A 24,952-nucleotide genomic window follows, 5' to 3' on the forward strand; every position below is an offset into this window, starting at 1 on the left:
CCCATTGAAAAAAATAAGGAAAAGGGAAATCGAAAGGTTTCCCTTTTTTGTTTTATATGCTGTAATTTTACGCTATGATTCAAACTTTTGACTTGCCGGCCATTGAACATGCAGACTGGGTTAGAAAACTGTTGCATTGGGCCTCAATCCACTATCCCTATTTTGTTTTTTTCGAAAATCACCAAGTCAATTATCCTTATGGTGGATTTAAAAAGTCCTTTTTTGCGGGTTCTTCCTGTTTTACTTTAGACCAAGCATCGGAATATTATAGAAAATCTGAGATGGTTGGAATATTATCCTATGATTTCAAAAATCAAATTGAAAAACTTTCCAGCGATAATCGAGCCTTAGTGGATCTTCCAGATACTTTGTTTTTCCTTCCTGATGTGAAAGTGCTGTTTCATGAAAATAGTATTGATATTGAATCCAACGAACCAGAAAATATTTTTTGGCAAATAGTGGCTTTCCAATGTACTGCTCAAATAAATCCATCAATCCAGGTTCGACAATTGACCTCCAAAGAAGCTTATATAGAAGCTGTCAAAGCCATTCAGAACCATATTTTGGAAGGGGATATTTATGAGATGAATTATTGTATGGCTTTTGATTTTAAAGCAGACTGGAATCCTATTCAAGGATTTTTCGATTTGACCCAAAGGTCAGCTATGCCATTTTCTGCTTTGCTAAAAGCTGAATCAAAATATTTGATTTGTGCCTCTCCTGAGCGGTTTTTGAAGGTTATGGATTCCAAGATCATCGCTCAGCCGATCAAAGGGACTATTCGAAGAGGTAAAGACGAGAATGAAGACTTGGCGCTTTCTAAAGAATTACTGCATAGCGAAAAGGAAAGAGCTGAAAACCTGATGATTGTAGATTTGATGCGTAATGATCTTTCCAAAATAGCACAAACAGGTTCCATTCAAGTGGAGGAGTTATTTGGTGTTTATGCATTCCCCAAGGTCTTCCAGATGATCTCAACTGTTTCGGCGGAATTGAATGCTAGGGTGGAATTGAAAGCATTGATTCATGCTACATTCCCTATGGGAAGCATGACGGGTGCACCGAAGATCAAGTGCATGGAATTAATAGATCGCTACGAGAATTTTAAAAGAGGTTGGTTTTCTGGTACTATTGGTATTATTCAACCCAATGGAGATTTGGACATGAACGTCATTATTCGAAGCATAATTTATGACCAAAACGATCAGCAAGGTTACTTCGCTGTAGGCAGTGCGATCACTTATGACGCAGATGCAACTTATGAATATGATGAATGCTTTCTCAAGGCATCAGCCATTTTGGAAACACTCCAATCTGATAGCAGTTTTAAGAAGTAATGGATAAAATCAGGAAAATCATACATGTCGACATGGATGCATTTTATGCATCTGTGGAGCAGTTGGATCATCCTGAACTCAGAGGCAAGCCACTCGCAGTAGGAGGGAATAGGGAGCGAGGCGTAGTGGCAGCAGCATCCTATGAGGCGAGAAAGTATGGGGTGAGGTCCGCCATGTCAGGAAAGATGGCAGCTTTGAAATGTCCTCAATTGATTTTTGTGAAACCCAGATTTGATCGATATAAAGAAATATCAAATCAAATCCGTGAGATTTTTTATGAATACACTGATTTGGTCGAGCCTCTCTCGTTAGATGAGGCATTTCTTGATGTGACTGAGAATAAAGTTGGCAACCCTTCGGCCACCTTGCTAGCCAAAGAAATTAGAGCCAAGATCAAAATACAAACAGGACTCAATGCCTCTGCTGGTATTTCCTACAATAAGTTCTTGGCCAAAACTGCCTCTGATATCAATAAACCCAATGGGCAAGCGGTGATTTTACCTGAGGAAGCAGAAGACTTTCTGAATAAATTACCCATCGAGCGATTCTTTGGAATTGGCAAAGTCACTGCCAAGAAGATGAAGCAGTTTGGTATACATCAGGGTAAAGACTTGAAGGAATATAGCTTGCAGTTTTTGACAAAGAAGTTTGGTAAATCTGGTTTGCACTTTTATAATATTGTGAGGGGGATCCATCTCAGTGAGGTTCAGCCAAACCGCACTAGGAAATCCTTGAGTGCTGAAAACACCTTTGACAAAGATTTAGCGACTTTGATGGAGTGGGAGAAGGCTTTGCAAGAGATTTATCAGGAATTATGCCGCAGGATCGATCGGACTGGGATCAAAGGAAGAACAGTGACTTTGAAAATTAAATACAAGGATTTTTCTATCCATACACGTTCCAAAAGCTTTGAACAGTATGTGGATTTGCCCAAAATTTGGGAGACGGTCCAAGAGCTTTTGGATCAAGAAGCCTTGACGCAACCTGTTCGCTTATTTGGGATTGGCTTATCTAATTTAAACTTGACAGAGGAAAAGGATTACTTTGGCAAACAACTTTGGCTGGACTTTGAAGAATAGGATAAATAATATTGATCTCTAAGATGATTAGGTCATTGTTGTTCAATTTTTTATGTGAAAAAATCGTAGTCATGTTCGACTTTGCAGATCCTCACTTTAAATTGTTTATACCAGTCTTTTCTTCCTAATTTCTGAGCGATTTGATGATCCGAATTAGCTTTCCATGTTTTGATGGCTGCTAAACTTTCCCAATAGCTGACAGTTATACCCAATCCATTTCTGACAGATTCATGTCCCAAATAGCCATTCTGATTGACCACAAGTTGCTCCATTAATTTAGCCATTTCATCGTAGCCATGATGTGCTTCATTCAGTAGATTGGTGAAGATAACTGCGAAATAGGGTGGTGAAGGGGTGTTGGATATCTGCATTAGTTAGGGATTGATTCAAACATACTTTCTACATTTCTGACATGCTTACTCTCCTTACCAACGATGCGTTTGGTTCTCAAGTAGCGGTTGAGCTCATATTCGTCATAGTCAGGACTTGTTGGATCAAAGCTGCTAATGCGTACTCTCCCCCTAGAATGAATAAAAGAATTGTCACCAATCCACATGCCGACATGGACCACGCGTTCTTTCTTATCAGCAGTCGCTTTTTCTCCGAAAAATAAGAGGTCACCAACTTGCAAGTTTTCCCAGTTTTTAGCTGAGTCTACTTCTTCCCCCTCGTGAATTTGTTGAGATGCATCTCTAGGAATGATTGCTCCATTGAGATAAAAGATGGTCTTTGTAAATCCACTACAATCCACTCCTTTGATCGATGTCCCTCCCCAAAGATAGGGCGAGCCCATCATGGATTTGGCAGTGCTGATCAGATTCTCCGGACTTGTACTTCTACTGTTGAGCCAAGCTTCAAATGCCATAACTTGATTTTTTCTGATCAATCCAGCTCTACCATCCGGTAAAATGACCCTAACATGATTCCTTGTTTCACCTTCAATTGCCAAGATATTTCCTGCTACCAAGTCGCTGATAAAGACGGATTCGTTTTCATCCAAGAAAATATGCCCTGTCAGTTCTGTAAAAATCACTTTCTCAGCATTTTGCCATGCAAGCATCTCTTCTTCAGTTTTCAATGCAATACCCGCTGCATCTACCCAAGAGATATATCCTTCTGGGGTTTGAATCAGATACCAGGTGTCATTCTTTTTTAAAACTTTGAGTGGTGTGCCCATGACTGCTTGCGTAGCCAATTCAGCCGAGTGCTTGGCATCACTTCTAATATTTGCTACAGAGATAGTCACAAGAGCAAATTCTTTTCCTTCCAAAGAGGCATCAGGTAGCAATGTGATTTGGTTGGTATATGTGACTCCAAGGGTGTCAAGATGTTCCAAGAAAGGAACAAGCGCATGGTCCAGATTGGTTTCGCCGCTAAGTGTCTCTCCATCCCAATGGATATTCCAAATTGCTACACGCTTATCAGGGGCATAGCCTGTTCGAAATGTTTCGATTGCATCCTGTACTTTGTCTTCGGAGGAGGTTTGACATGAAGATAAAACAATAATGCTCAGGCAAATCAATAATGTAAAAGAGCTGTAGTATTTCATAGCTGGAATTATTTTTACAAAAGAAGAAAAAAAAATGCGGGCTTGTCAAACAAGTCCGCATTTTTTCGATGAATGGATAACTTTTACTTTTCTAATCCAGGAGATCTTTGTAAAAATTCCTGATATAATTTAATGTGTCTGTTACTCATAGGCACTCTGTAGCCATCGATGAATACATGTGCGATTTGTGTTTTTGTTTCGAATGGATCGCCAGAAGAGACGAAAAGCGTAGCATCTTTGCCAGCCTCTATAGAGCCCATTCTATCTGCCACACCAAATACCTCAGCGGCATTGATCGTGACAGCTTTTAGCGCTTCTTCTTTGCCCATACCATATGCAGCAGCAAATCCAGCATTAAAAGGAAGGTTTCTGGTGTTTTCTGCATCATTGGATCTGATGACAACCTTTACACCTGCCTTGGCCATCTTGCCTGGATTAGTGTAAGCAGCATCAAATCGATCTGATTGACGCGTTGGGATAGACAACATTGGTCCTGTGATCACAGGAAGACCAGACTCAGCGATCTTATCAGCTACCCTCCAGCCTTCTGCTACACCAGTCAGGATGGCTTTTACGCCCTTCTCTTTGATCCACTTTATCGCAACTTCGATATCTCCAGCAGCATTGACTTCAACTAAAAGCGGCAGTTCTCCAGCAATTACTTTTGCCAGTTGTTCCATTTCTGGGTAGAATTGAAGTTCCGCTTTTGCAGTTTTCATTTCATGGTACTTAGTCGCTCTTTCCCAGATATCATTGAGATTTTTTTGAGCTCTGTCAGCATCTCTTTTTACATCTTCTTCACTTCTTCTATCCCAAGTACTTCTACGAGCAGAAGTGGGGAAATTGAGGATCACACCTTCAAAGCCGGCAGCCATTTGATCAGCTGTGTAGCCATTGAGATTGATTAGGGCGGCAGTGCCTGGGAAAAGCCCACCAGAAGGAGTCGCAAGGGTAGTGGTCACGCCACTCACTCTTGTTACTGGAATAGCCACGGAGTTCGGGTTTACAGCTACCAAAGCTCTCATGTTTGGTGTGACTTGCCCAATCTCAGCAAAATCTTGTGTTTCAGGCAAGGAATTTACTTCCACCAAACCCAATCTACTACCACCATCAAACATACCAGGGTAGATAAATTGACCAGTACAGTCGATCACCTCTGCATCTCCTGCAGGAATATTTTGACCTACAGCTTCGATTTTACCATTTGCGATCAAGACGCTACCATTTTGGATTGTCCCCTTGGTCACAGTCACGATGGTCGCATTCTGTAATAAGAATTTACCATTTCTTGGCTTGATAAACTCCCCGTCAAATTGCGCTTGAGCAATCATAGGGAAAAGTAGCAAGGCCATTAGGTATATAATTGATTTGAATTTCTTCATGATTTCTATTTCTAAAATTTTGAAATGTCCCTCTACTGATTAATGTGAGTGCTGGAAAAGGCTTCTTCCAAAGTTATTGAAGAAGAAATCCACCCCATGCATACAGTTGTGATCATGTTCTTTGAGGAAAATAGGTTCTACAGTTTCATTGGCACTAACACGAAGTCTCATATCATCCTGATCATCATTGATGTCAAAATACTTTACGCCATCCACAAAAGTCATCTGAGGAATTGCATAGACAGAAAGTGGATGCCCTTCGAAAATCACCAAGTCTGCTTGCTTTCCTTCTTCGATAGAACCTACTTTGTCGGATATACCAAGTTGCTTAGCAGGGTTGATTGTAATCAATGCCAATGCTTGATCATCACTAAGCTGACCATAACGTTGCGTTTTGGCAGCTTCATGGTACAAGTGGCGAATCAATTCACCTGAATCAGAATTGATAGAAGTGATCACATTGTTTTCAGTCAAAATCGCAGCATTATAAGCAGTAGAATAATACACTTCAAACTTATAAGCCCACCAATCCGCAAATACAGAAGCGCCCATGGTATATTCCGCTAATTCAGGAGCCACTTTAAATCCTTCGTTCACGTGTGAGAATACAATATTGGTGATTCCAAAATCTCTACAGGTATTGATCAGCGCATAGATTTCATCAGCTCTATAGGAGTGACAGTGAATGATGACTTTCCCATCAAGAATGTCTACGAGGGTTTGAAGTCTCTCGTCATATTTTGGAGGAATAGGTGTAGCACCCTTTTGCTTGAGTGCGCTGTTGTAAGTCTCCCAAGTTTTTTTGTATTGAAGTGCTTCATTGAAGCCATTTCTAATGACTGCTTCCACACCCATCCTTGTTCTAGGCTGGATATTCTTACCTCTTCCATGAACTCTTGTTGGGTTTTCACCTAGCGCAAATTTGATTGTCCGAGGTGCCTCTTTCATGAAAAGATCCTCAGGGTCGAATGTTCCATATCTGTGCTTGAGTGTGATGTTTTGTCCACCAATAGCATTGGCTGATCCATGCATCGCATGTGATATCGTCACTCCACCAGCCAAGGCTCTGTATAGTCCAATGTCGTAAGGATCTACTACATCGGCCATTTGCACTTCTGATGTAATTGGAGCAGTAGCTTCGTTGACAGCATCCAAGGCTACGTGTGAGTGAGCATCTATGATGCCAGGCATCACATATTTACCTTTGGCATCTATGGTGGTTACATTATTGGCAGAAAGTCCCTTACCGATTCGTTTGATGATACCATTTTCTACTAAGATATCTGTGTCTTCAAGGGTTCCTTGAGTGACAGTGAGTACTGTTGCATTTTTGATTAAAACAGAGCCTTTTTGTGTCTGGCCCATGGTTGGCATCCAAACTATGACCAAAAATGCGGCTATAATACTATTCAGCTTTTTCATTTTGAGATAGGTTTAGAAGTTTGAGTTATTTGGTTTTTTGGTCGCATTGAGTGGAAAGCTCCCAAAGTTGCCTAGAGACATTCTTCCAGTGAATTTATCATCAGTGATATCACCTTTGACATCTACATTGAGATCCATTCCACCAGCAGATACATCAAAAGTGAAGCTGAGATTACCATCTACAAGCTTGATATCTTTCATATCTGCTTGGGCAGTGCCATTGCCAGCTGGGTCATCAAAAGTTATTGTCCCTTTCAAATTTGATCCACTTCCTTCTATCTTCATCAAGCCTCCAGAGCTTCCAGCTGGAGTGTCTGATACATACTCCCAAGTGCCAGCCAATACAGATGATCCGGATGGATTGCCACCATTTTTGTTTCCATTGCCATTTGCTGCTCTTTTTGGCTTTACTTCATAATCATATACATAACCATCCGCAATCACATGCTTCACTTGTGAATCTTCAGTGAAAATTGGAGCCGTCATCACGACCATATTTGCCAATTTGCCTTTTTCTAAAGTACCTGCAAACTTCTGAATGCCTAAATTTTGTGCGTTATTTACAGTCAAAGAAGCTAAAGCGGCATTTTCGCTTAAGCCATTGTCCATCATGATTTTGATGTTTTTCATCATGTCTCCAGTTTTCGCACCTGAGGTAGTAAAGCCAAATTTGATCCCTTCTTTTTCTAGAAGAGCGGCTTGTTTTAGCGCTTTTTCATAAGCTTCTTTCACTCTAGCTGTTCTGGCTACATATTCATCAGTAGCATCCTCTTTTGCTTTTGTTTTGTCTTCAGGCAGCGTAAGTGCAAGTAATACAGTTGCATTGGAAGCTTTGATTTCACTGATGACATTTTCAACTTCTGTAACTCCTGAAAGTACAATTTTAAATCCAAGTTCTTTTTGTAGTCTTAATGCTCTTCTTATTTCAAGGTCATTGGACACTTCAAATATTACAGGGATATTTTTATCCAATACAGGGAACATAGCCTGATAGGTCTTGTTGATTTCAGGTCTATTCAAACCACTATTGGAAGCAAATAATCTGGTGTGTGTAGATGATAATTCGGCATTCTTATAAACATCTCTGAATTTGGCCATCACGCCAAGAGGAGTTCCAGGGTACATGCCTCTTGAACCTCTGAATCTTGCACTCAATGCTGTATTTTGAGCTAAAATATTGGTTGATTCACCACTTCCATAGATTACAATTGCTGATTTTCCAGCGATCATACCACCATCGGGAATAGCCTGAGCGATTGTAAACCCAGCTTTTCTCCAATCAGAGATAGCATTATTTCCCATGTCGAGATTGTCTAGCACAGATCTCCATGGAGTAATCCCAGCTTGTTCGTCGGTAGGATTAGAGGAGTCAAAATTGGCAGGTCTCTCAGGGTCTGCGGGTCTACTGACACCGGCACTGCTCGCACCATCGATAAATCCAGGATAGATGAACAGAGAATCCCCATTGATGACATCTGTCCCTACTGGAATGTTGACATTTGTTCCGACAGCTTGGATAAGCCCGTCTTTGAATAAGATAGTGGCACCCTTTATGGTGTTGCCAGGAGCAGTTGTAATCGTTGCATTTTTGATTGCATAGGAGCTAGTGACTCTCCTATTTCCACTAGGATCACTTTGGGCTTGCACCTGTGAATTCGCAATGAAAAATGCCGCTACAATGAGACTGCTCAGTAACTTGATTTTAGTACTGATTTTCATTCTATAGATTGATGATTAGTTGATTTTTTCAATCTTGTAAGCTAACAAAAGATTTTTTTTAGAAAAATTTTTATTTTTTTTTCAGCATAAATCTGTTAGGAACGGCAAATATCTGAACTCGTAAATCATATTCTTAACTGTATAATTTTACCAAGAAAAATTGTATTATTTGGATGGTGTTTTAGTGGTCTTTTAATACAGAAAACCTCGTATATTTCGGTATCACCTAAAGGTAAATACTATGAAAAATGTATTGATTATTGAAGACGACAGGCTAATATCGGGCTTAGTTCAATTTAGATTGAAGAAGGATGGCTACCTTGTGACCAGCGTAGAAGATGGATTAGCAGGTATTGAGGCTATAGATAATCAGTCCCCTGATTTGATTATTACAGATGTCATGATTCCCTTCAAAGATGGCATGGAAATTATCAATCACGCCAAAAGAGTAAAGCCCGGAATTCCTGTAATTGTTCTTAGTTCATTGGGTGAAGAGGAAAGTACAGTATTGGAGGCTTTTTCAAACGGTGCTTCTGATTTTATTCCTAAGCCTTTCAAACCAAACGAACTTTCATTTAGAGTAAAGAAATGGTTAAAAAATTCTTATAATTGAGATATAAATTTTAAAAATAAAGTCTGTGGTTTTGCTTGACCATAGACTTTATGTTTATATTTCGGCTTATGAACCCCAACCTAATTCAATTCACATTCGGATTTAATCTACCACTTTTTGCATTGAACGATTATATATGGTTCGATTCAGCAATTGATTTATTCCTTCTCTTCTTTGTTGGTCTATTTAGTTTTGTACTATTATTTCTTTTTCGACTAAAGAGAAAGAGACTTGCTCTAGAGGACCAAGAAAAAGTAGCTCAATATAAAATTTATGGCTTCTTCTCCTCGATTTTGTTTGAGGAGTCTTTGTCAGAACAGGAGTTTAATCGGAAAGTAGAAAAATTCAAAAAGAAAATTCCATTTAAGAAAAGATGGTGTAAAGAGCTTTTGATTGAAAATATCATAGATTTAGACAAAAACCTCAAGGGTAATCAAAAGGAAATTTTGGTCAAAGCCTATCTCCAATTTGGTTTGTTTACTTATATGAAGAGCCTTTTGGAAACAGGAAGATGGTATTATATCAGTAAGGCACTTTATTATTGGAGAGAATTAGGTTATGCACCAAGTTCTAAGGCAATTTATCCTTTTGTGAAGCATAAAAATATGCAAATCAGGACGGCAGCGCTCCTTGCTTACATATCTTTATCCGAGGAAGATCCTTTGAAAATATTAGAAGATTATGCCGATTTTATCAGTCCTATAGATGAACTGAAATTAATAGATATTATTCAACGCAAAAAAATCAAGAAACCGGCTCAACTTGGTCAATGGTTGGATTTTAATATTCCTACTCACGTAGGATTTGTTCTCAAATTGGTAGCACATTATAATGCATTAGAATATAAAGATAAAGTCCTTGAACTTTTGGAAAATGAAAACGAGCATATTCGTAAAAGTGCCCTGAATGTGGTGAAAAAACTCTACATTTCAGATGCTGAAAGTTATTTAATTAAAATGTATCAGCAGGAAAGTGAAGAAACAAAGATTTTCATTTTAGACACGCTTTCTGAAATAGGCTCCACTGAGGCAGAAAACTTTTTGTATGAAGTGGTCAATTCTCAGAATAGATCTGAAATTTTATTAGCAGCCATGGAAGGATTGAAAAGACTCGATTCAGAATACTTCCAAAAGGAATATGCTCAGCAATCTACCTTGGCCGCTGTAAAGAAACATGTACTAGATCCCCACATATAATATGATGCTTGATTATTTTAAAGTTTTAATGGAGTATTATGAAGCTTTTATTTTATTCTATTCCACTACTTATCTTTCCCTGTATGTCGTATTAGCCTTCTTGGCCTTTTTAGCGATCAAGGATTACAACAATAACAAGTATTTCTTCAAGGATGATATTTTCGTGAAATCAAACCATGTAGTAGGTGTATCTATTGTCGCTCCAGCTTTCAATGAAGCGCTTTCAATAGTGCATAATGTCCGCTCACTGATGAATTTGAATTATCCCAAGTTTGAAGTGGTCATAGTCAACGATGGAAGTACTGATGATACGCTCCAAAAGCTCATTGATGAATTTGAATTGGTGAAAGTTGATTTTTTTTACGAGGCAAAAATAGAAACCAAACCAGTGAGAGGTCATTATAAATCAACTAACCCTGTTTACTCTCATTTATTGGTTGTCGATAAGGAAAATGGGAAAAGTAAGGCAGATGCTTCTAATGCAGGAATCAACTCGGCAAAATATCCTCTTTTTATCTGTACGGATGTAGATTGTATTTTGAGAAATGACACCATCATGAAACTTGCAAAACCTTTTATGGAGTCTGACCAAAGAATCATTGCAACTGGAGCAGCCTTGAGACCATCAAATTCTTGCACTGTAAAAGATGGTTTCTTAGTAGATGTGCAGTTTCCAGACAATTGGTGGGCTAGCTTTCAAGAATTAGAATATATCAGAGCTTTTCTTTTTGGAAGAATGGCTTGGGGTCAAATCAATTCCTTACTCTTAGTGTCAGGAGGCTTGGGGATGTTTGATCGGGAGATAGTGATCAAAGTAGGTGGGTATTGGCATAAGTCTCTTGGTGAGGACATGGATTTGATATCTCGCATGAGGCAGTATATGCACGAGCAAAAAGAGAGGTTTAAAATTCTATACATACCAGAAACATTGTGCTGGACTGAAGTGCCATCTACCAGAGCAGTATTATTGAGACAAAGAGTACGGTGGGCGCGTGGATTGATCCAAACTTTGACAATTCATAGAAAAATGTTTTTCAGCCCTAAATATGGTAAAACTGGCTTTATAGCTATGCCCTATTTCTTTTTCTTCGAGTTTATTGTTCCTATTTTAGAGATTTTGGGATTGATTACCATTATATTAAGTATCATATTCTTAAATGTAAATACAATAGCTATTTTAAAATTGATCTTGGCTGTTTATTTGTTTTATTTGACAATAACTATCATTTCTGTGCTACTTGATGAATGGTTTAATAAGTACTATAGGTCAAGAATGGATTTATTTAAATTGGTGTTAAAAGGTGTAATAGAGCCATTTACTTATCATCCATTTGTGGTATTTGCAGCATTGAAAGGCTATTGGCATTTCTTTACCAATAAAGAACAAAAGTGGGGCAATATGCAGAGAACTGGATTCCAGACGAAAAAGAAGTAATATGAAAACAAATATCAAGGTATATTTTTCTCTCTTATTAATTTTGGCATCATTTGAAGCTACCGCTCAAAAGATTGATACTGATAGCTTATTAGTTCAAGCTTACAAGGAGTTCAATGAAAAAAACAATTCTAATCAGGCTAAGAAGTTAGCTTGGCAGGCAATTGCCATTGCTCCAGATTATCTAGATTTTCATGTGCTTTTGGGTAGGATACATCAGCGAGCTTCAGACTTGGATAGTGCGAGCTTTTACTTCAATTATGTGTTGGAACGCAACAAGGCATATGAGGAGGTATATGGGTACATCATTCCTATTGAAATTTCAAGACAGGATTTTGACAAGGCTAAGTTTTGGATAGATGATGCCAAATCATCAGGTCTACCATTAGGCCCATTGCTCGGTTTTGAACATCAGATTCTAATTGAGCAGGGTGATCAGCGTGTGGAGTACGATTTTCTGAAAAATCTATTGGAGCAATACCCCGATCAATCTACTTTCAGACAAAGGTTTAACTTGCTCGATTCACGTTTCAATTCAGATAGAGTTGGGCTGACTTACAGTTTGACTGGATTTGATAGAGATGGGGTAGGCCCTTGGCACTTGGTGGGAGCACAGTATATCCGAGAGCGAGAATGGGGTAGTCTAATTGGTCGAGTTAACTATGCTGATAGGCTTAGTGGTGGTGAGTCGATAACCAATGGTATACAGTATGAATTAGAATCTTATTTTTTCACAGGAAAAATGTCTTATTCTTACGTAGGAGTCGCATACAGTGATGCTATCGTCTTTCCAAATTGGAGATTAGGATATTCATATTATAAGAACTTCATGAATGGATGGGAAGGTGAGTTAGGGTTGAGATATACTAAAGTTACGCCACCTGAAGGTGATAGAATATTTAGATCCGGAATCATAGGTATTGGTAAATATGTAGGATCTTATTGGATCAACTTGAGGACCTTTATTCAGAATGAAGAAAGTAGCTTCTATCCTGCATTCACGCTTACTTCTAGGTATTTCTTTGGAGGAAGATTTGATTACTTTACCTTTATAGCCGGATATGGTACTTCACCTGATGAGCGTACAACACTTGGTCAGTTTGAGAATAGAGTTGCCTTAGATTCTTATCGCGCAGGTGCAGGTTATTATAAAACACTCGGGAAAAATGTCTTATTTGGACTACAGTTTATGTATAATTATCAAGAATTTGCTCCTGGAGTTACACAAAGTGAATTTGAAGGTACATTGAATCTTCAATACAGATTTTAATTATGAATATGGAGGAGTTAAGTAAATATAAGATTGTCCTGATAGAAGATGATGAATTGATTCTAAAAATGACAGAATACAAACTCAAGCAGGAAGGATTCAAAATATTCATAGCAAAAGATGGGGATAGTGGGATCAAAGCAATACGCCAGCATGTTCCAGATCTGATAATAACAGATATCATGCTTCCTTACAAATCCGGACTTGAAGTGACACATCTTTCAAAAAAAGAATTTCCAAACATCCCTATTTTGATTTTATCATCACTTGGGGATGAGGAAAATGCAGTCGACAAGGCATTTAGCTTAGGAGCAGATGACTTTATTTCTAAACCATTCAATCCAAGTGAATTAGTATTGCGGATTAAGAGATTTTTGATTTGAAAATAAAAGAATGGCAAGTTTAAAATTGTTTAAAGAGCTTTTTACAAACATCTCCACCACTGGGGCAGTCACGTTCAGTTCTAAGCCTTTGGTAGATAAAATGCTTTCATATGCAAATTTTAAAGGTGCAAAGATTATTGTAGAATTAGGTGGAGGAGATGGTAGCATTACGCAAGGTATCGTAGACCGTATGGATTCAGATGCTAAACTTTTGGTTTTTGAGATTTCTTCAAAGTTCTGTGATAACCTAAAGAAATTATTTCCTCAAGATAATGTCATCATCATCAATGACTCCGCAGAGCATATAGATAGGTATCTCAATGGAGATAAAGCTGACTTGATTTTATCTTCCTTGCCATTTAGCTTAATTCCAAAACCTGTTAGAAATCAGATTTATCAAAAAAGTAAAAACTCCGTATCAGAGTCAGGTAAATTTATACAGATCTGCTATTCTTATTTGCTGAAGTATCAGTTTGCTGATTATTTTCCCAATATCAAAACAACTTTTACGCTAAAGAATTTCCCTCCTGTTTTCATCATGATTTGCAATTGAAGCCTTGAAATATCCTATTGACATACCGATTTTGGAGTTGGCTATATTGGAGATGGGAAGAATGAGAAAAGGAAAGTCTTTTTGTCCTTCAGAAGTTGTTAGATGGATTTTTCCAGAGGCTTGGAGAAACTTTATGGACGAAGTATATCAAGAAATGATGCGTCTATACCAAGAAGGCAAAATTATCGTCACCCAAAAAGGAATTCCTGTAGATCCTTTTCTAAACCCCAAAGGTCCTGTTAGAATTACAGTAAAAAGTCAAACTTAGCGACTCGATTTGTGGTTACTTATCAAAAATAAATCACTATGAATCGTATTATATTATTAAGTATTTGGAGTATCTACTCTTTTTTCAATTTCTCATTCGCACAACAGCAAAATTCAAAATCCATGAAAAGTCTACCCACTACTCAAGCCATAGCCCCAGAAGGTATGGAATTAGCAACATTAGGATCAGGGTGCTTTTGGTGTATTGAAGCTATTTATTTGGACCTTGAAGGGGTAGAAGGAGTACAGTCTGGTTATAGCGGGGGGCATATTGAAAAGCCAAGTTATAGACAAGTGACGTCAGGAACGACTGGTCATGCAGAGGTTATTCAGTTTGCATATGATCCTAAAATCATATCTTTTGAAGAGATTTTAGAGATCTTCTGGGCTACCCATGATCCCACCACGCTCAATAGACAAGGGGCTGATGTTGGGCCTCAATATCGCTCAGCAGTATTTTATCATTCTGAAGCCCAAAAGGAGATCGCGACTTATTACAAGCAGAAATTAGATGAATCGGGTGCTTTTCCAAAGCCTATAGTGACGGAAATCACGCCGTTTACTAACTTTTATGTAGCAGAAGATTACCATCAGAATTATTACAATGACAATGGCATGCAGCCTTATTGTCAGTTTGTAATTAAGCCAAAAGTGGAGAAGTTCAAGCAAGTCTTTGCGGATAAGCTCAAGAAGTAATTGAAAATATCCTTCGTCGGAATCCGTGAGATCCATATATTCTGCTTAATTTTAAGGCATTATAAAAACCTAAACTCATGAAGAAAATATCAATTTTAGTATTGGCCTTGATGCCTTTTTTGTTTTCCTGTAATTCTGGAAATGAATCTAGTGAAGAAACTGAGGACTTGGAATCGGTCACTCCTGTAGCTGGAAACTATGGAGCAGCAGTAGATGAATTAGAGGTGTTTACTTTGGCTCAGATGTATGAAAATCTATTGTCGGAAGGTGAATTTGAAGGAAAAGTTGTGGGTGAGATCAAGGAGGTTTGTACCAAAAAAGGTTGCTGGATGACTTTAGACCTTCCAAATGGAGAGACCATGCGAGTAACATTCAAAGATTATGGCTTTTTTGTTCCTCTTAATTCTCAAGGTTACCCTGTGATCATAGAAGGTGTAGCGACAAGATCAGTCACTGATGTGGCTACTTTGAAGCACTATGCAGAAGATGCTGGCAAATCTCAGGAAGAGATAGATGCGATCATAGCTCCTAAGGAAGAATATGCATTTGAAGCTGTAGGAGTGATTATCAAAGAAAATGCGTAAGATCCAATTTTTATTTCTTTTTGCACTTGGCTTATTGATATCTTGTCAAAAGGAGGAAAACAAGAAGGAGACCATTCAATATCCAAATCAGGATGCCCCGTTGGCACTATTGATGCGCGAAATGTTCTTGGATATGGAAGAAATGAAAGAGGGAATCGTTGAAGGAAAGAAGATCAAATCTTACCTAGAAAAGCATAAAGAGTTGTTGACCGCAAAACCTACCGATGCCAAAGTGAAAACCGAGCAGTTCAATACCATGGGGATGGCCTATCTGGCTAATCTTCGGACTTTGGAAGAAAGCAGTGAAGATGCACTATTAGATAATTATAAGTCCGTGGTGAGTACTTGCTTGGCTTGTCACACAAGCTACTGTCCTGGACCAGTGAAGAGGATTAATTTATTGAAATTGGAATAAGTATATGGCAATTGCGCTAGATAACCTTCGTGTAGGAAGGGTGTATGAATTTAGAAATATGGGTGAGGTAAGGAAGTTGGAAATCATTGCCCGACTATCTGGAGTCAATTTCAAAGTAAAAGATTTGGATACCACTGAAGTCTATACTATGGAAGAATTGCTACGATGGGGGAAAGGACCCGACTATGAGTTAGATGAGTGTATAGAAACAGGAAGAGGAATTGTTCCAAAGCGCTTTTAAAAAAAAACAGCCCTTGAGTTTCCAAGGGCTGTTTTTTTTTAATGGAATGTTTTGAATCCTGGTTCGTAGATGATCCTCACAAAGGAGCTCATACTTCTATCTGCACCACTCACAGGTATTCCTGTGACGATACCTACCATCAGATTTTCTGCCAAACCTACACGCATCTGTGGTCTCAAGATTCCTATAAATTCATTATTGTGAAATTCTTTGTTAAACTCCACACCTATGAAATTTCTAGTTCCCGAGATCATGTAGTGGAAGTTGGTATGCACTTCGTAGGTGAGTTCAGCTTTTTGGTTAAACACTTTTTCTACCCTAGGTCCTGTGTAGACTAGCGTATGGTAATTGCTCCCCCACCTTTTGGCAGCTATAAAAAATGGATTGTAAATATTTCCTTTGAAAATATCCCCATTCCCAATTCTATTGAGATCTACGAATTCAAATTCGTGGATGTATCCTAGTGCAAGCGTAGTTTTAGCTTTTTCAGAAACCAAGAACGACCACTGCGTAGCGAGTTTCAGTGATTCTACCCGGTTAGATGGTCTTTCGAGATCAGTTGATAGATCCCCTCTAGCTGAATACATGGTAACGGGCACTTCTATCTCAAAACCTAAGCGGTCTATGGGAGCCCATTCATATTCTACCAAGGCTTCGTATTCATCAAACCCTCTTTTGTCAGTCATACCGAACCCGAGGTTCCATTCTTTTTCTCCTTTTCGAGCTCCTAAGTCACGGATAAGATCTATATACAGCGGTTCAGCGTGAAGTACCTTAGGTTTTTGACTGGGCTTGACTTCCTCAAATTCTGCTAAGAATATACTATCGAGTTGAATTCTCTCCTGCTTGATGCTGTCGACTTCTACTTCTACTTCTTGAGCGTTAGCATGATTTGAATGTATTATAAATATTATGAATAGACTCAAAATGAGCCTAAATCTATTGGATTTAAACATAGCTGGTTGATGCCTTTAGAAAGCTTTTGAAAATGTTTTTTTTCAGTCAAAATGACTTATTTATGATTTTTGACACGCGTCAGAATGAATCAAATTATATTGTATTTAAAAAATCAATTTTGGTGGGGGGGAAGGGTTATTCAAATAGCTTTGCAATAGTCTTTCTTCGTAATCAATTGGCCATTTACTGCAAGTAGCACTATTCTTAATAGTTCTAATTAGGTTTGTTTTCTCGAAGTAAAGCTTGAAATCTTTGAATTTTCTTTCCCCATTTGGTATTTCGGTATCAGGGATGATTTCTTTTTCCATTTCAAAAATATATTCGATAAAAATTTCTGCAACTGTATCAATAGGATCAAAGATTTCTCTCCTATTCTTTGTGTCAGAAATATAAAAATTAGCTGAAAGATTGATGAAATTTAGGATCAAGAGGAAGTTAATTACTCTGGCCCAACTGCTATTTTTCAACTTACTCATCGACATAGATGCAAATATAAGAATTATATCCGAAGACCTATTTAACCTGTTTTTTTCGGATTCAATACGTGATGAATGTCACTTTTGTTACTTCAATATTCCGTATCTTTGATCAAATTTCAAGGATTATGAGTCAAAAGAGTTTGGGAGCAGCAATGCTTCAAGGGAATTGTCCAAGATGCAGAGAAGGGAATATTTTTCCAACATCTATGTTGAGTTACCGAAAGCTGTCTGATGTACATCAGCAGTGTCCAAACTGCAAAGCAGTACTTACTCCTGAACCTGATTTTTTTTATGGAGCCATGTACATCAGCTATGCGTTTTCAGTTGCTTTGGTTGTCAATGTTTTGATTATCCTCAATTATTTCTTTGATGACCCCGATCTCTGGGTTTATGCTGTCACGGTTTTGGTATCCAATATTATTCTGCTACCAGCCATGCAGCGATACTCTAAAGTACTTTACTTGTATGGAGTAGGTAAGTTGTCCTTTGATCCACATTGGAATCAAAAAGGCTGATTACCTGATTTGGCCTTCTCCTCTTATGATCCATTTATAGCTGGTGAGTTCAGCTAAGGCCATTGGCCCTCTTGCATGCAGCTTTTGGGTACTGATTCCGATCTCAGCGCCCATACCAAATTGATTCCCATCTGTAAATGCCGTGGATGCATTGGCATAAACTGCCGCTGCATCTACCATTTGCAGGAAATAATCAATGTTTTCGGAAGATTCGCTAATGATGGCCTCACTATGCTTGGAGCTGAATAGATCAATATGAGCTATTGCTTGATCTATATTTGAAACGGTCTTGATTGCCATCTTTAAAGAGAGAAACTCAGTTCCAAAATGATTGGCTTCAGCTTTTGAAACAAGCGGGTGATTTCCGATGATATTGAATGCCGCATCATCTGCGAAAATTTCAACATTGGCAGCGAAAAGATCAGCCAATAAGTCGCTCAGCTCTTCCAATCTACTATAATGAATGATCAGGCAGTCTAAACTATTGCATACACTTGGTCTTCTGATCTTAGCATTGGTGATGATGGATTTTCCTTTTTGCAAGTCTGCCGTTTCATCAAAATAAGTATGCACTATACCCGCTCCTGTTTCAATCACTGGCACTTTTGAATGTGTTCTGACATAGTCTATCAAGCCTTGACTTCCTCTGGGAATGATAATATCTACGTATCCTAAAGCTTCCAATAAAGTTCTTGTGGCGTCCCTATCGGGGGGTAGTAGCAGAAATGCCTCAGTTGGTAAATTAAACTCTCTTAGAGTTTCTCGAATAACCTTCATGATCGCTTTATTCGACTCAGAAGCATCTGAGCTTCCTTTGAGAACTAGTCCATTCCCAGATTTCAGAGCAATACAAAACACATCAAAAGTCACGTTTGGACGTGCTTCGTAGATTACTCCAAGTACACCTAGAGGCACACTGATTTTTTTTAGCTGTAACCCATTCTCAAGGATTTTCTCGTCAATGACCTTTCCTAAAGGGGAGGGGAGAGCAGCTACTTGAATGATTTCCTTTGTAATCGAAAATATCCGGTCTTGAGTCAATAGTAATCTGTCATACTTTGGATCAAGAGGGTCCATTTTTAGTAAATCTTTTTGATTAGCAGCTAGAATTTCCCCCGTAGCCTTTAGTGTATTTTTAGCCAGTTTTTCTAGTACACCCTTTACTAAATTAACGTCTAACAGCGGAAGCTTTTTAGCTGATTGCTTTAGTTCTTCAAAATGTGTTTGTAAATTATTCATGACCAAAAATGTAAAGGTAATTGTAATGTATTAATGGTTTCTGATTTTTAAGACCTACTTTTTCTACCGCTACTTTTGAAGAATATTCAGCACGGCCAAGCCCAATGATGCTGTCTGTGTCGTCTGAAATCCTAAGGATGTCCCCTTTTTCAAAATCTCCGGTAATCTCAATGATGCCAATAGGAAGTAAGCTGCTGATCTTTTGTTGTGTCAATGCTAGTCTGGCACCTTTGTTTATTTTGACAGCGCCTTTATAGTAATTCATGCCGTGGGCCAACCATTTTTTAGAACTCTGTTTGGCTTTCTGTGGCTGGAAATAAGTGCAGGTAGCAGTACCAGAGTGGATTTGACTGATGATATTCTCTGTTTTCCCATTCGCTATAAATACCTGAATTCCTAGATTGGCCGCTTTCAATGCCATGTTGAGCTTGGTGAGCATGCCACCTCTTCCGAATGAAGACTTGGAAGCAGTAATATAGTTGCCAAGATTTTTGTCTTGATGCTGAATGACTTGAAGTAATTCAGAATCTTCATTATCCGGATGTCCAGTGTAGATACCATTGACATTGGTGAGTAATACCAGAGAGTCGGCATCTACCATTGCAGCTGTTAGACTGGCAAGTTCATCATTGTCTGTAAACATCAGTTCGGTGATGGCGACTGTGTCATTTTCATTGACAATTGGCAGGATACCTTGTTCCAAGAGACCTAGAAGGCAGTTTTTCATATTGAGAAAGTGCTTGCGATCTCTGAAATCTTCTTTGGTTACTAAGATTTGAGCTACTTGTGTTTGATGATTTGCAAATAGGTTCTTGTAGGTATTGATCAATTCAATTTGTCCGGTAGATGACCAAATCTGCTTTTTGGTAACAGGATTGATTCGCTCTGCCAATGTGATTTCTTTGCGTCCAAAAGCTACTGCGCCAGAACTTACCAAGATGATTTTAACTCCTGATTTTTTCAGATGAGCGATTTCACTCACCAAGTGACTCATCCTATCAAAATCAGGATTGCCGTCGACATTGGTCAGGACGTTTGATCCAATTTTTATAATGCAGAAGTTGAGTGCTTTCATCATTAATATTGTCGAAATGATACAATATTAATGATTCTATTAGTAATTATTTAATGAGAGCGTATTTTCCTTAATTTTCTGATTAGAACCAGCGCTTTCTTTTGAAATAATACATCATCAGCGAAGAAACTACCAAAAAGAATATCCAGCTGCTGAGGTATCCGTATTCCCAGCCGAGTTCTGGCATATTTTCGAAGTTCATGCCATAAACACCCGCTATAAAAGTAAGTGGGATGAAAATGGTAGCAATGATTGTCAATGTCTTCATGACTTCATTTTGCTTAAGACTGATATTGGTCATGAAGATTTCCACCAGGGTAGTGATAGACTCCCTTTGCATTTCTAGGTTTTCGATGATTTCTACAGCACTTTCATACACATCATTGATGAAGGGAGTTGAGCGTTTTGTGATGAAATGGCTGTCTGATTTTCTCCATGCAGATATCAACTCTCTGGTTGGCCAGATGATTTTTTTGATTTCCTGAAGGCTCTTTCGTTGCTTGTAAATGTCTGCTAAACGGACCTTCTTCATATCATTGACGATGTCATCTTCAAGTTTCTCAGTTTGGTCACTGATCAGTTCAAGGATGACGTAATATTGATCAAGAATGGCATCAAGAATGGTATAGACAAAATAATCTGTGCCATATTTCCGCATTTTACCATTGGGGTTTTCGAGCCTAGTCCGTAGAGGATCAAAAATATCATATTCATTTTCTTGAAAAGTAATGATGATATTTTTATTAAAAGCAATGCTAACTTGTTCTATTTCAAGGTGCTCAATATCACTTTTGGTGTAGAGCATTTTGGAGACTATTAGAATAAAGTTATCAAAGTCTTCTAATTTTGGTCTTTGATCAGTATTGTCTATATCATCAAGGACGACAGGGTGAAGGTCGAAATAGGTACAAACCTCTTTGAAAATTTCTTCTTGATTACTTTTATGGATGTTTAGCCAGTATTTTTTTTCTGTATCTAAAATTTCATCAAGCTCAGTGAGACTTCTGAGGTGATGTTTCTCAAAATGTTGTTCTGAGAAAGAATATAGCTCTAGACTTCTATGTGGGTTGGAAGAATTGGAGCTCATGATTGTTAAAGTATATTTTTAAACTTATCAGGTGTAAGTGGTTTTTCTATAAAACCTTCCACACAATCATATTGTTTGGCTTTCTGTCTATCTTGAAAATCAATTGAACTGGAGAGCATGATGATTCTATCTCCACGCTTTTCGAATTTCTGCTTGTAATGATTTAGAAAATCCCAGCCATTCATGACAGGCATATTGATGTCTAACAATATCAATGTTTTTTCCTCAGAATTTAACTGATCAATTCTTTCGAGTGCTTTCTCTGCTTCTAAAAATTCTTCTACTTGCTTAGCGACATCTAGTTTTGAAATCAATCGCTTATTGATCAAATTATTAATTGGATCATCATCTACTAAAATAATGGAATAAAATTGATGCATTAATTTCTTCGCTGATAAAAGTTTTTACTCTTTGTGTATACGCGTCCTAAATTACAATTATAATCTTATGATAAAAATAGATTGTTTGTGTTTTTCCTTTATTAATTTAAATTTTGGGTGTAAACTACTTGAAAATCAAAATAAAAAGAGGAACCTTGTGGTTCCTCTTTTTTAAAATTTACATGAACGGGAGCGATTACATCATTCCGCCCATTCCTCCGCCACCCATTGGAGGCATTGCAGGACCTTCTTCTTTCACATCTGCCACTACACACTCAGTAGTCAAAAGCAATGCGGCGATAGAAGCAGCATTTTCTAATGCCAACCTAGTTACTTTAGTAGGGTCGATTACACCTGCTTCGAATAGGTCTTCGTAGACATCAGTTCTTGCATTGTACCCAAAGTGACCAGTGTTTTCTTTGATTCTGTTAACAACAACAGAACCCTCTCCACCAGCATTTTCTACAATTGTTCTCAAAGGAGCTTCAATTGCCATTCTGATGATATTGATACCTGTATCTTGGTCTTCATTTTCACCTTTCAAGGTATCCAATGAAGCAGCAGCTCTAACCAATGCAACACCACCACCTACTACAATACCCTCTTGTACGGCAGCTCTAGTGGCATGCAATGCATCATCCACCCTGTCTTTCTTTTCCTTCATTTCTACTTCTGTAGCAGCTCCTATATAAAGGATAGCTACACCACCAGAAAGCTTAGCAAGTCTTTCTTGTAGTTTTTCTTTGTCGTAGTCTGAAGTAGTTTTTTCGATTTGAGATTTGATCTCAGAGATTCTAGCTTTGATCGCATCAGGATCGCCAGAACCATTGACGATAGTCGTGTTGTCTTTATCAATATTAACTTTCTCAGCAGTACCAAGATAGTCGATTGTTGCATTCTCTAGTTTGTAGCCTCTTTCTTCGGAGATTACCGTTCCACCTGTTAAGATAGCGATATCTTCAAGCATGGCTTTTCTTCTATCACCGAATCCAGGAGCTTTTACAGCAGCTACTTTGAGTGCTCCTCTGATTTTGTTTACCACCAATGTTGCCAAAGCTTCACCATCTACATCTTCAGCGATGATAACCAAAGGTCTACCCGCTTGCGCTACTGGCTCAAGTACTGGAAGCAATTCTTTCATTGAAGAGATTTTCTTGTCATAGATCAAGATATACGGTCTCTCCAATTCAGCTTCCATTTTTTCCGTATTGGTAGTGAAATATGGAGAAAGGTAACCTCTGTCAAACTGCATACCTTCTACAGTTCTTACTTCAGTCTCAGTACCTTTGGCTTCTTCTACAGTAATTACACCATCTTTCCCTACTTTTTCCATAGCATCAGCGATCATCTTACCGATTTCATCGTCGCTATTGGCAGAGATAGTGGCTACTTGCTGGATTTCTTTTGAAGTAGAGATTACTTTGGAGCTTGCTTTCAAAGATGCTACGACAGACTGCACAGCCTTATCGATACCTCTCTTGAGATCCATCGGGTTAGCACCTGCGGCTACGTTTTTGATACCAGCATTGAAGATTGCTTGAGTCAATACAGTTGCAGTAGTAGTACCATCTCCCGCATTATCAGCAGTTTTGGAAGCCACTTCTTTCACAAGTTGAGCACCCATATTTTCGATTGGCTCAGCCAATTCGATTTCTTTAGCTACAGATACACCATCTTTAGTAATAGTAGGTGCACCAAATTTTTTGTCGATGATTACATTTCTTCCTTTAGGACCTAAGGTTACTTTTACTGCATTAGCTAATGCATCAACCCCTTTTTTCAGTTGGTCTCTAGCGTCGGTATTGAAAAATAGTTCTTTAGACATTTTTAAATTCTTTTAAGGTTTTTGATTGTTTTTGACAGATGATTAAAGAATAGCAAAGATGTCAGCTTCTCTCATGATCAAGAAGTCTTTGCCCTCTACTGAAAGTTCAGTACCAGCATACTTGCCATACAATACAGTATCACCAACTTTGACAGTCAATGGTTCATCTTTTTTACCACTGCCTACGGCCACAACTGTTCCTTTTTGAGGCTTTTCTTTTGCTGTATCCGGAATGTACAATCCTGAAGCGGTTTTTTCTTCAGCTGCAGCAGGCTCTACCAGAACTCTATCTGCAAGAGGCTTGATGTTGACTTGTGACATAATTATTAGTTTTAATTAAGGTTAGTTCAAATTTCTTACGTGCTCCAATACTCAGTTTTTATGCCAATCAATTAGGGCAAGATAAATATGACATAAAGTCTTAAATTGGGCGTCTTTCGCATGTCAGTCTTAGAAATTGAACTGTTAAAACTGTCAAATTTTCAATCCAATCTTTTTTGAATGTCAGATTTTTGTTAAATTTTATCCAAATCTGAATTATATGAAAACGCTATCTGAAAACTGGATTACGGAAGGTTGGATTGACTTTGAATATAAAAAGTACTTGCTCTTGGCTTACTTGCAAGATGTTGATGTCAATTTCAAGCAAGTAAAACTTTATCCCCCCTTGGCAGACCTTATCCATCACTACAGTAAATTGAAATCATTCGCTGAAAATAAAGATCAACTCAGGGCTGCTTTTCCAAAACTTCTGGAAAGTGCAAATCTCAAGGAGATGAAGTTCAATTACAAGCCCATTTTCTTTGATGATGAGACTATGAAGCAACTCGAGGAAATTGTAGCTTATGCATTGCCTCAATTCCAAAATCATATAGAAGAAGGCAAGAGTATCTATGATTTTTTAGAAAGTGAAATGTCACTAGAACCTGTAGGGATTTCACCCCTATACCAAAAAGAAGGCTATCTGATGCTCAGTCAAGAGGATGTGAAAGATGTAGCTATATATAAATATAAAATCAGCCTCTTTCAAAATAGCATAGACAGGTTTAAGGGAGTGATGTTACAGTTTATTAAGAGTGTTAGGACTTCTTTGGTCAATACTGTAGAGCAGATCAAGCTGAGTTTGATCAAAGAATACCAAGATCTCCCCAACCCAGCTACATATAGAATTCATTCCAAGTATCAGATACCTCTGCAAGAAAGTATGATTCCCATTAGCAAAAGGCTGCTATTGAAAAATGTAGAATAAAAAAA

The 24,952-nt window shown here is 38.2% G+C and carries 27 protein-coding genes; 15 read left to right on the forward strand and 12 right to left on the reverse strand.

The genetic code is table 11. The annotated features are described in order from the left end of the window. Positions 1-74 precede the first annotated feature (74 nt). Together BW935_RS05235 and dinB are read left to right on the forward strand one after the other, a co-directional pair. A complete protein-coding gene (locus tag BW935_RS05235; protein ID WP_076499205.1) occupies positions 75-1,337 on the forward strand; it encodes an anthranilate synthase component I family protein in 1,263 nt (420 codons plus the stop codon). Further along, the gene (dinB, locus tag BW935_RS05240) at positions 1,337-2,416 is read left to right on the forward strand and encodes a DNA polymerase IV (protein WP_076499206.1); all 1,080 of its coding nucleotides are present in this window, start codon (positions 1,337-1,339) and stop codon (positions 2,414-2,416) included. The genes BW935_RS05235 and dinB overlap by 1 nt, the downstream gene beginning before the upstream one ends. Before the next feature lie 50 nt (positions 2,417-2,466). Here the strand turns inward: dinB and BW935_RS05245 are convergent, their stop codons facing one another. From BW935_RS05245 to BW935_RS05265, 5 genes are all read right to left on the reverse strand, one after another. After that, positions 2,467-2,787: an antibiotic biosynthesis monooxygenase family protein gene (locus BW935_RS05245; RefSeq protein WP_076499207.1), complete on the reverse strand. Its 321-nt coding sequence runs from the start codon at positions 2,785-2,787 to the stop codon at positions 2,467-2,469. Then, positions 2,787-3,965, reverse strand: coding sequence for a C40 family peptidase (locus BW935_RS05250; protein ID WP_076499208.1), 1,179 nt, complete (start codon positions 3,963-3,965; stop codon positions 2,787-2,789). The genes BW935_RS05245 and BW935_RS05250 overlap by 1 nt, the downstream gene beginning before the upstream one ends. An 83-nt stretch (positions 3,966-4,048) precedes the next feature. Beyond that, positions 4,049-5,347, reverse strand: a complete 1,299-nt coding sequence (locus BW935_RS05255) for an amidohydrolase family protein (protein ID WP_076499209.1) — start codon at positions 5,345-5,347, stop codon at positions 4,049-4,051. Positions 5,348-5,386: 39 nt separating this feature from the next. After that, the gene (locus tag BW935_RS05260; RefSeq protein ID WP_076499210.1) at positions 5,387-6,769 is read right to left on the reverse strand and encodes an amidohydrolase family protein; all 1,383 of its coding nucleotides are present in this window, start codon (positions 6,767-6,769) and stop codon (positions 5,387-5,389) included. Positions 6,770-6,781: 12 nt separating this feature from the next. After that, the gene (locus BW935_RS05265; RefSeq protein WP_076499213.1) at positions 6,782-8,488 is read right to left on the reverse strand and encodes an amidohydrolase family protein; all 1,707 of its coding nucleotides are present in this window, start codon (positions 8,486-8,488) and stop codon (positions 6,782-6,784) included. A 241-nt stretch (positions 8,489-8,729) separates the two neighbouring features. On the opposite strand from BW935_RS05265, the gene BW935_RS05270 reads away from it, so the two are divergent. From BW935_RS05270 to BW935_RS05320, 11 genes are all read left to right on the forward strand, one after another. Further along, positions 8,730-9,101, forward strand: a complete 372-nt coding sequence (locus tag BW935_RS05270; protein ID WP_076499215.1) for a response regulator transcription factor — start codon at positions 8,730-8,732, stop codon at positions 9,099-9,101. Positions 9,102-9,169: 68 nt separating this feature from the next. Next, positions 9,170-10,297: a HEAT repeat domain-containing protein gene (locus tag BW935_RS05275; protein WP_076499216.1), complete on the forward strand. Its 1,128-nt coding sequence runs from the start codon at positions 9,170-9,172 to the stop codon at positions 10,295-10,297. A gap of 28 nt (positions 10,298-10,325) precedes the next feature. Further along, positions 10,326-11,732, forward strand: a complete 1,407-nt coding sequence (locus BW935_RS05280) for a glycosyltransferase family 2 protein (protein WP_245802641.1) — start codon at positions 10,326-10,328, stop codon at positions 11,730-11,732. 1 nt (position 11,733) lies between these two features. Continuing rightward, positions 11,734-13,002 (forward strand): YaiO family outer membrane beta-barrel protein, encoded by a 1,269-nt coding sequence (locus BW935_RS05285; RefSeq protein WP_076499220.1) that lies wholly within the window; start codon positions 11,734-11,736, stop codon positions 13,000-13,002. A gap of 8 nt (positions 13,003-13,010) precedes the next feature. Further along, positions 13,011-13,385, forward strand: coding sequence for a response regulator transcription factor (locus BW935_RS05290; RefSeq protein WP_076499463.1), 375 nt, complete (start codon positions 13,011-13,013; stop codon positions 13,383-13,385). Between the two features lie 10 nt (positions 13,386-13,395). After that, entirely contained in the window at positions 13,396-13,938 is a 543-nt protein-coding gene (locus BW935_RS05295) for a class I SAM-dependent methyltransferase (RefSeq protein ID WP_076499222.1), read from the forward strand. Between the two features lie 4 nt (positions 13,939-13,942). Further along, positions 13,943-14,206: a DUF3253 domain-containing protein gene (locus BW935_RS05300; protein ID WP_076499223.1), complete on the forward strand. Its 264-nt coding sequence runs from the start codon at positions 13,943-13,945 to the stop codon at positions 14,204-14,206. A gap of 122 nt (positions 14,207-14,328) precedes the next feature. Further along, positions 14,329-14,901 (forward strand): peptide-methionine (S)-S-oxide reductase MsrA, encoded by a 573-nt coding sequence (msrA, locus tag BW935_RS05305; RefSeq protein WP_175606640.1) that lies wholly within the window; start codon positions 14,329-14,331, stop codon positions 14,899-14,901. A gap of 77 nt (positions 14,902-14,978) precedes the next feature. Further along, positions 14,979-15,485: a DUF4920 domain-containing protein gene (locus BW935_RS05310; protein WP_076499225.1), complete on the forward strand. Its 507-nt coding sequence runs from the start codon at positions 14,979-14,981 to the stop codon at positions 15,483-15,485. Beyond that, on the forward strand, positions 15,478-15,900 hold the full coding sequence (locus BW935_RS05315; RefSeq protein ID WP_076499226.1) for a hypothetical protein: 423 nt from the start codon (positions 15,478-15,480) through the stop codon (positions 15,898-15,900). The genes BW935_RS05310 and BW935_RS05315 overlap by 8 nt, the downstream gene beginning before the upstream one ends. A gap of 4 nt (positions 15,901-15,904) precedes the next feature. Beyond that, positions 15,905-16,141 (forward strand): hypothetical protein, encoded by a 237-nt coding sequence (locus BW935_RS05320; protein ID WP_076499227.1) that lies wholly within the window; start codon positions 15,905-15,907, stop codon positions 16,139-16,141. A 38-nt stretch (positions 16,142-16,179) separates the two neighbouring features. On the opposite strand, the gene BW935_RS05325 is transcribed toward BW935_RS05320, so the two are convergent. Next, on the reverse strand, positions 16,180-17,067 hold the full coding sequence (locus BW935_RS05325; protein WP_245802642.1) for an HAEPLYID family protein: 888 nt from the start codon (positions 17,065-17,067) through the stop codon (positions 16,180-16,182). Between the two features lie 635 nt (positions 17,068-17,702). Between BW935_RS05325 and BW935_RS05335 the strand changes: the two genes are divergently transcribed. Beyond that, positions 17,703-18,092: a DUF983 domain-containing protein gene (locus tag BW935_RS05335; RefSeq protein ID WP_076499465.1), complete on the forward strand. Its 390-nt coding sequence runs from the start codon at positions 17,703-17,705 to the stop codon at positions 18,090-18,092. Here BW935_RS05335 and BW935_RS05340 read toward each other — a convergent pair whose 3' ends face one another. The 6 genes from BW935_RS05340 to BW935_RS05365 form a co-directional block, all read right to left on the reverse strand. Beyond that, a complete protein-coding gene (locus BW935_RS05340) occupies positions 18,093-19,331 on the reverse strand; it encodes a glutamate-5-semialdehyde dehydrogenase (RefSeq protein ID WP_076499230.1) in 1,239 nt (412 codons plus the stop codon). Further along, positions 19,324-20,406 carry a glutamate 5-kinase gene (proB, locus tag BW935_RS05345; RefSeq protein ID WP_139325503.1) on the reverse strand — a complete coding sequence of 361 codons (1,083 nt, stop codon included), beginning with the start codon at positions 20,404-20,406 and terminating at the stop codon, positions 19,324-19,326. Before proB ends, BW935_RS05340 begins: the two co-directional genes overlap by 8 nt. An 82-nt stretch (positions 20,407-20,488) precedes the next feature. Further along, the gene (gene corA, locus BW935_RS05350; RefSeq protein ID WP_076499232.1) at positions 20,489-21,493 is read right to left on the reverse strand and encodes a magnesium/cobalt transporter CorA; all 1,005 of its coding nucleotides are present in this window, start codon (positions 21,491-21,493) and stop codon (positions 20,489-20,491) included. A 5-nt stretch (positions 21,494-21,498) separates the two neighbouring features. Then, positions 21,499-21,873 (reverse strand): response regulator, encoded by a 375-nt coding sequence (locus BW935_RS05355; protein ID WP_076499233.1) that lies wholly within the window; start codon positions 21,871-21,873, stop codon positions 21,499-21,501. A gap of 196 nt (positions 21,874-22,069) precedes the next feature. After that, positions 22,070-23,698, reverse strand: a complete 1,629-nt coding sequence (gene groL / locus BW935_RS05360) for a chaperonin GroEL (RefSeq protein ID WP_076499234.1) — start codon at positions 23,696-23,698, stop codon at positions 22,070-22,072. Positions 23,699-23,740: 42 nt separating this feature from the next. After that, positions 23,741-24,019, reverse strand: coding sequence for a co-chaperone GroES (locus BW935_RS05365; RefSeq protein ID WP_076499235.1), 279 nt, complete (start codon positions 24,017-24,019; stop codon positions 23,741-23,743). Between the two features lie 220 nt (positions 24,020-24,239). Here BW935_RS05365 and BW935_RS05370 point away from each other — a divergent pair, with 220 nt between their 5' ends. Beyond that, the gene (locus BW935_RS05370; protein WP_076499236.1) at positions 24,240-24,947 is read left to right on the forward strand and encodes a hypothetical protein; all 708 of its coding nucleotides are present in this window, start codon (positions 24,240-24,242) and stop codon (positions 24,945-24,947) included. The last annotated feature ends 5 nt before the right edge of the window (positions 24,948-24,952 follow it).

This window comes from Belliella pelovolcani (assembly GCF_900156785.1).
Taxonomy (GTDB): domain Bacteria; phylum Bacteroidota; class Bacteroidia; order Cytophagales; family Cyclobacteriaceae; genus Belliella; species Belliella pelovolcani.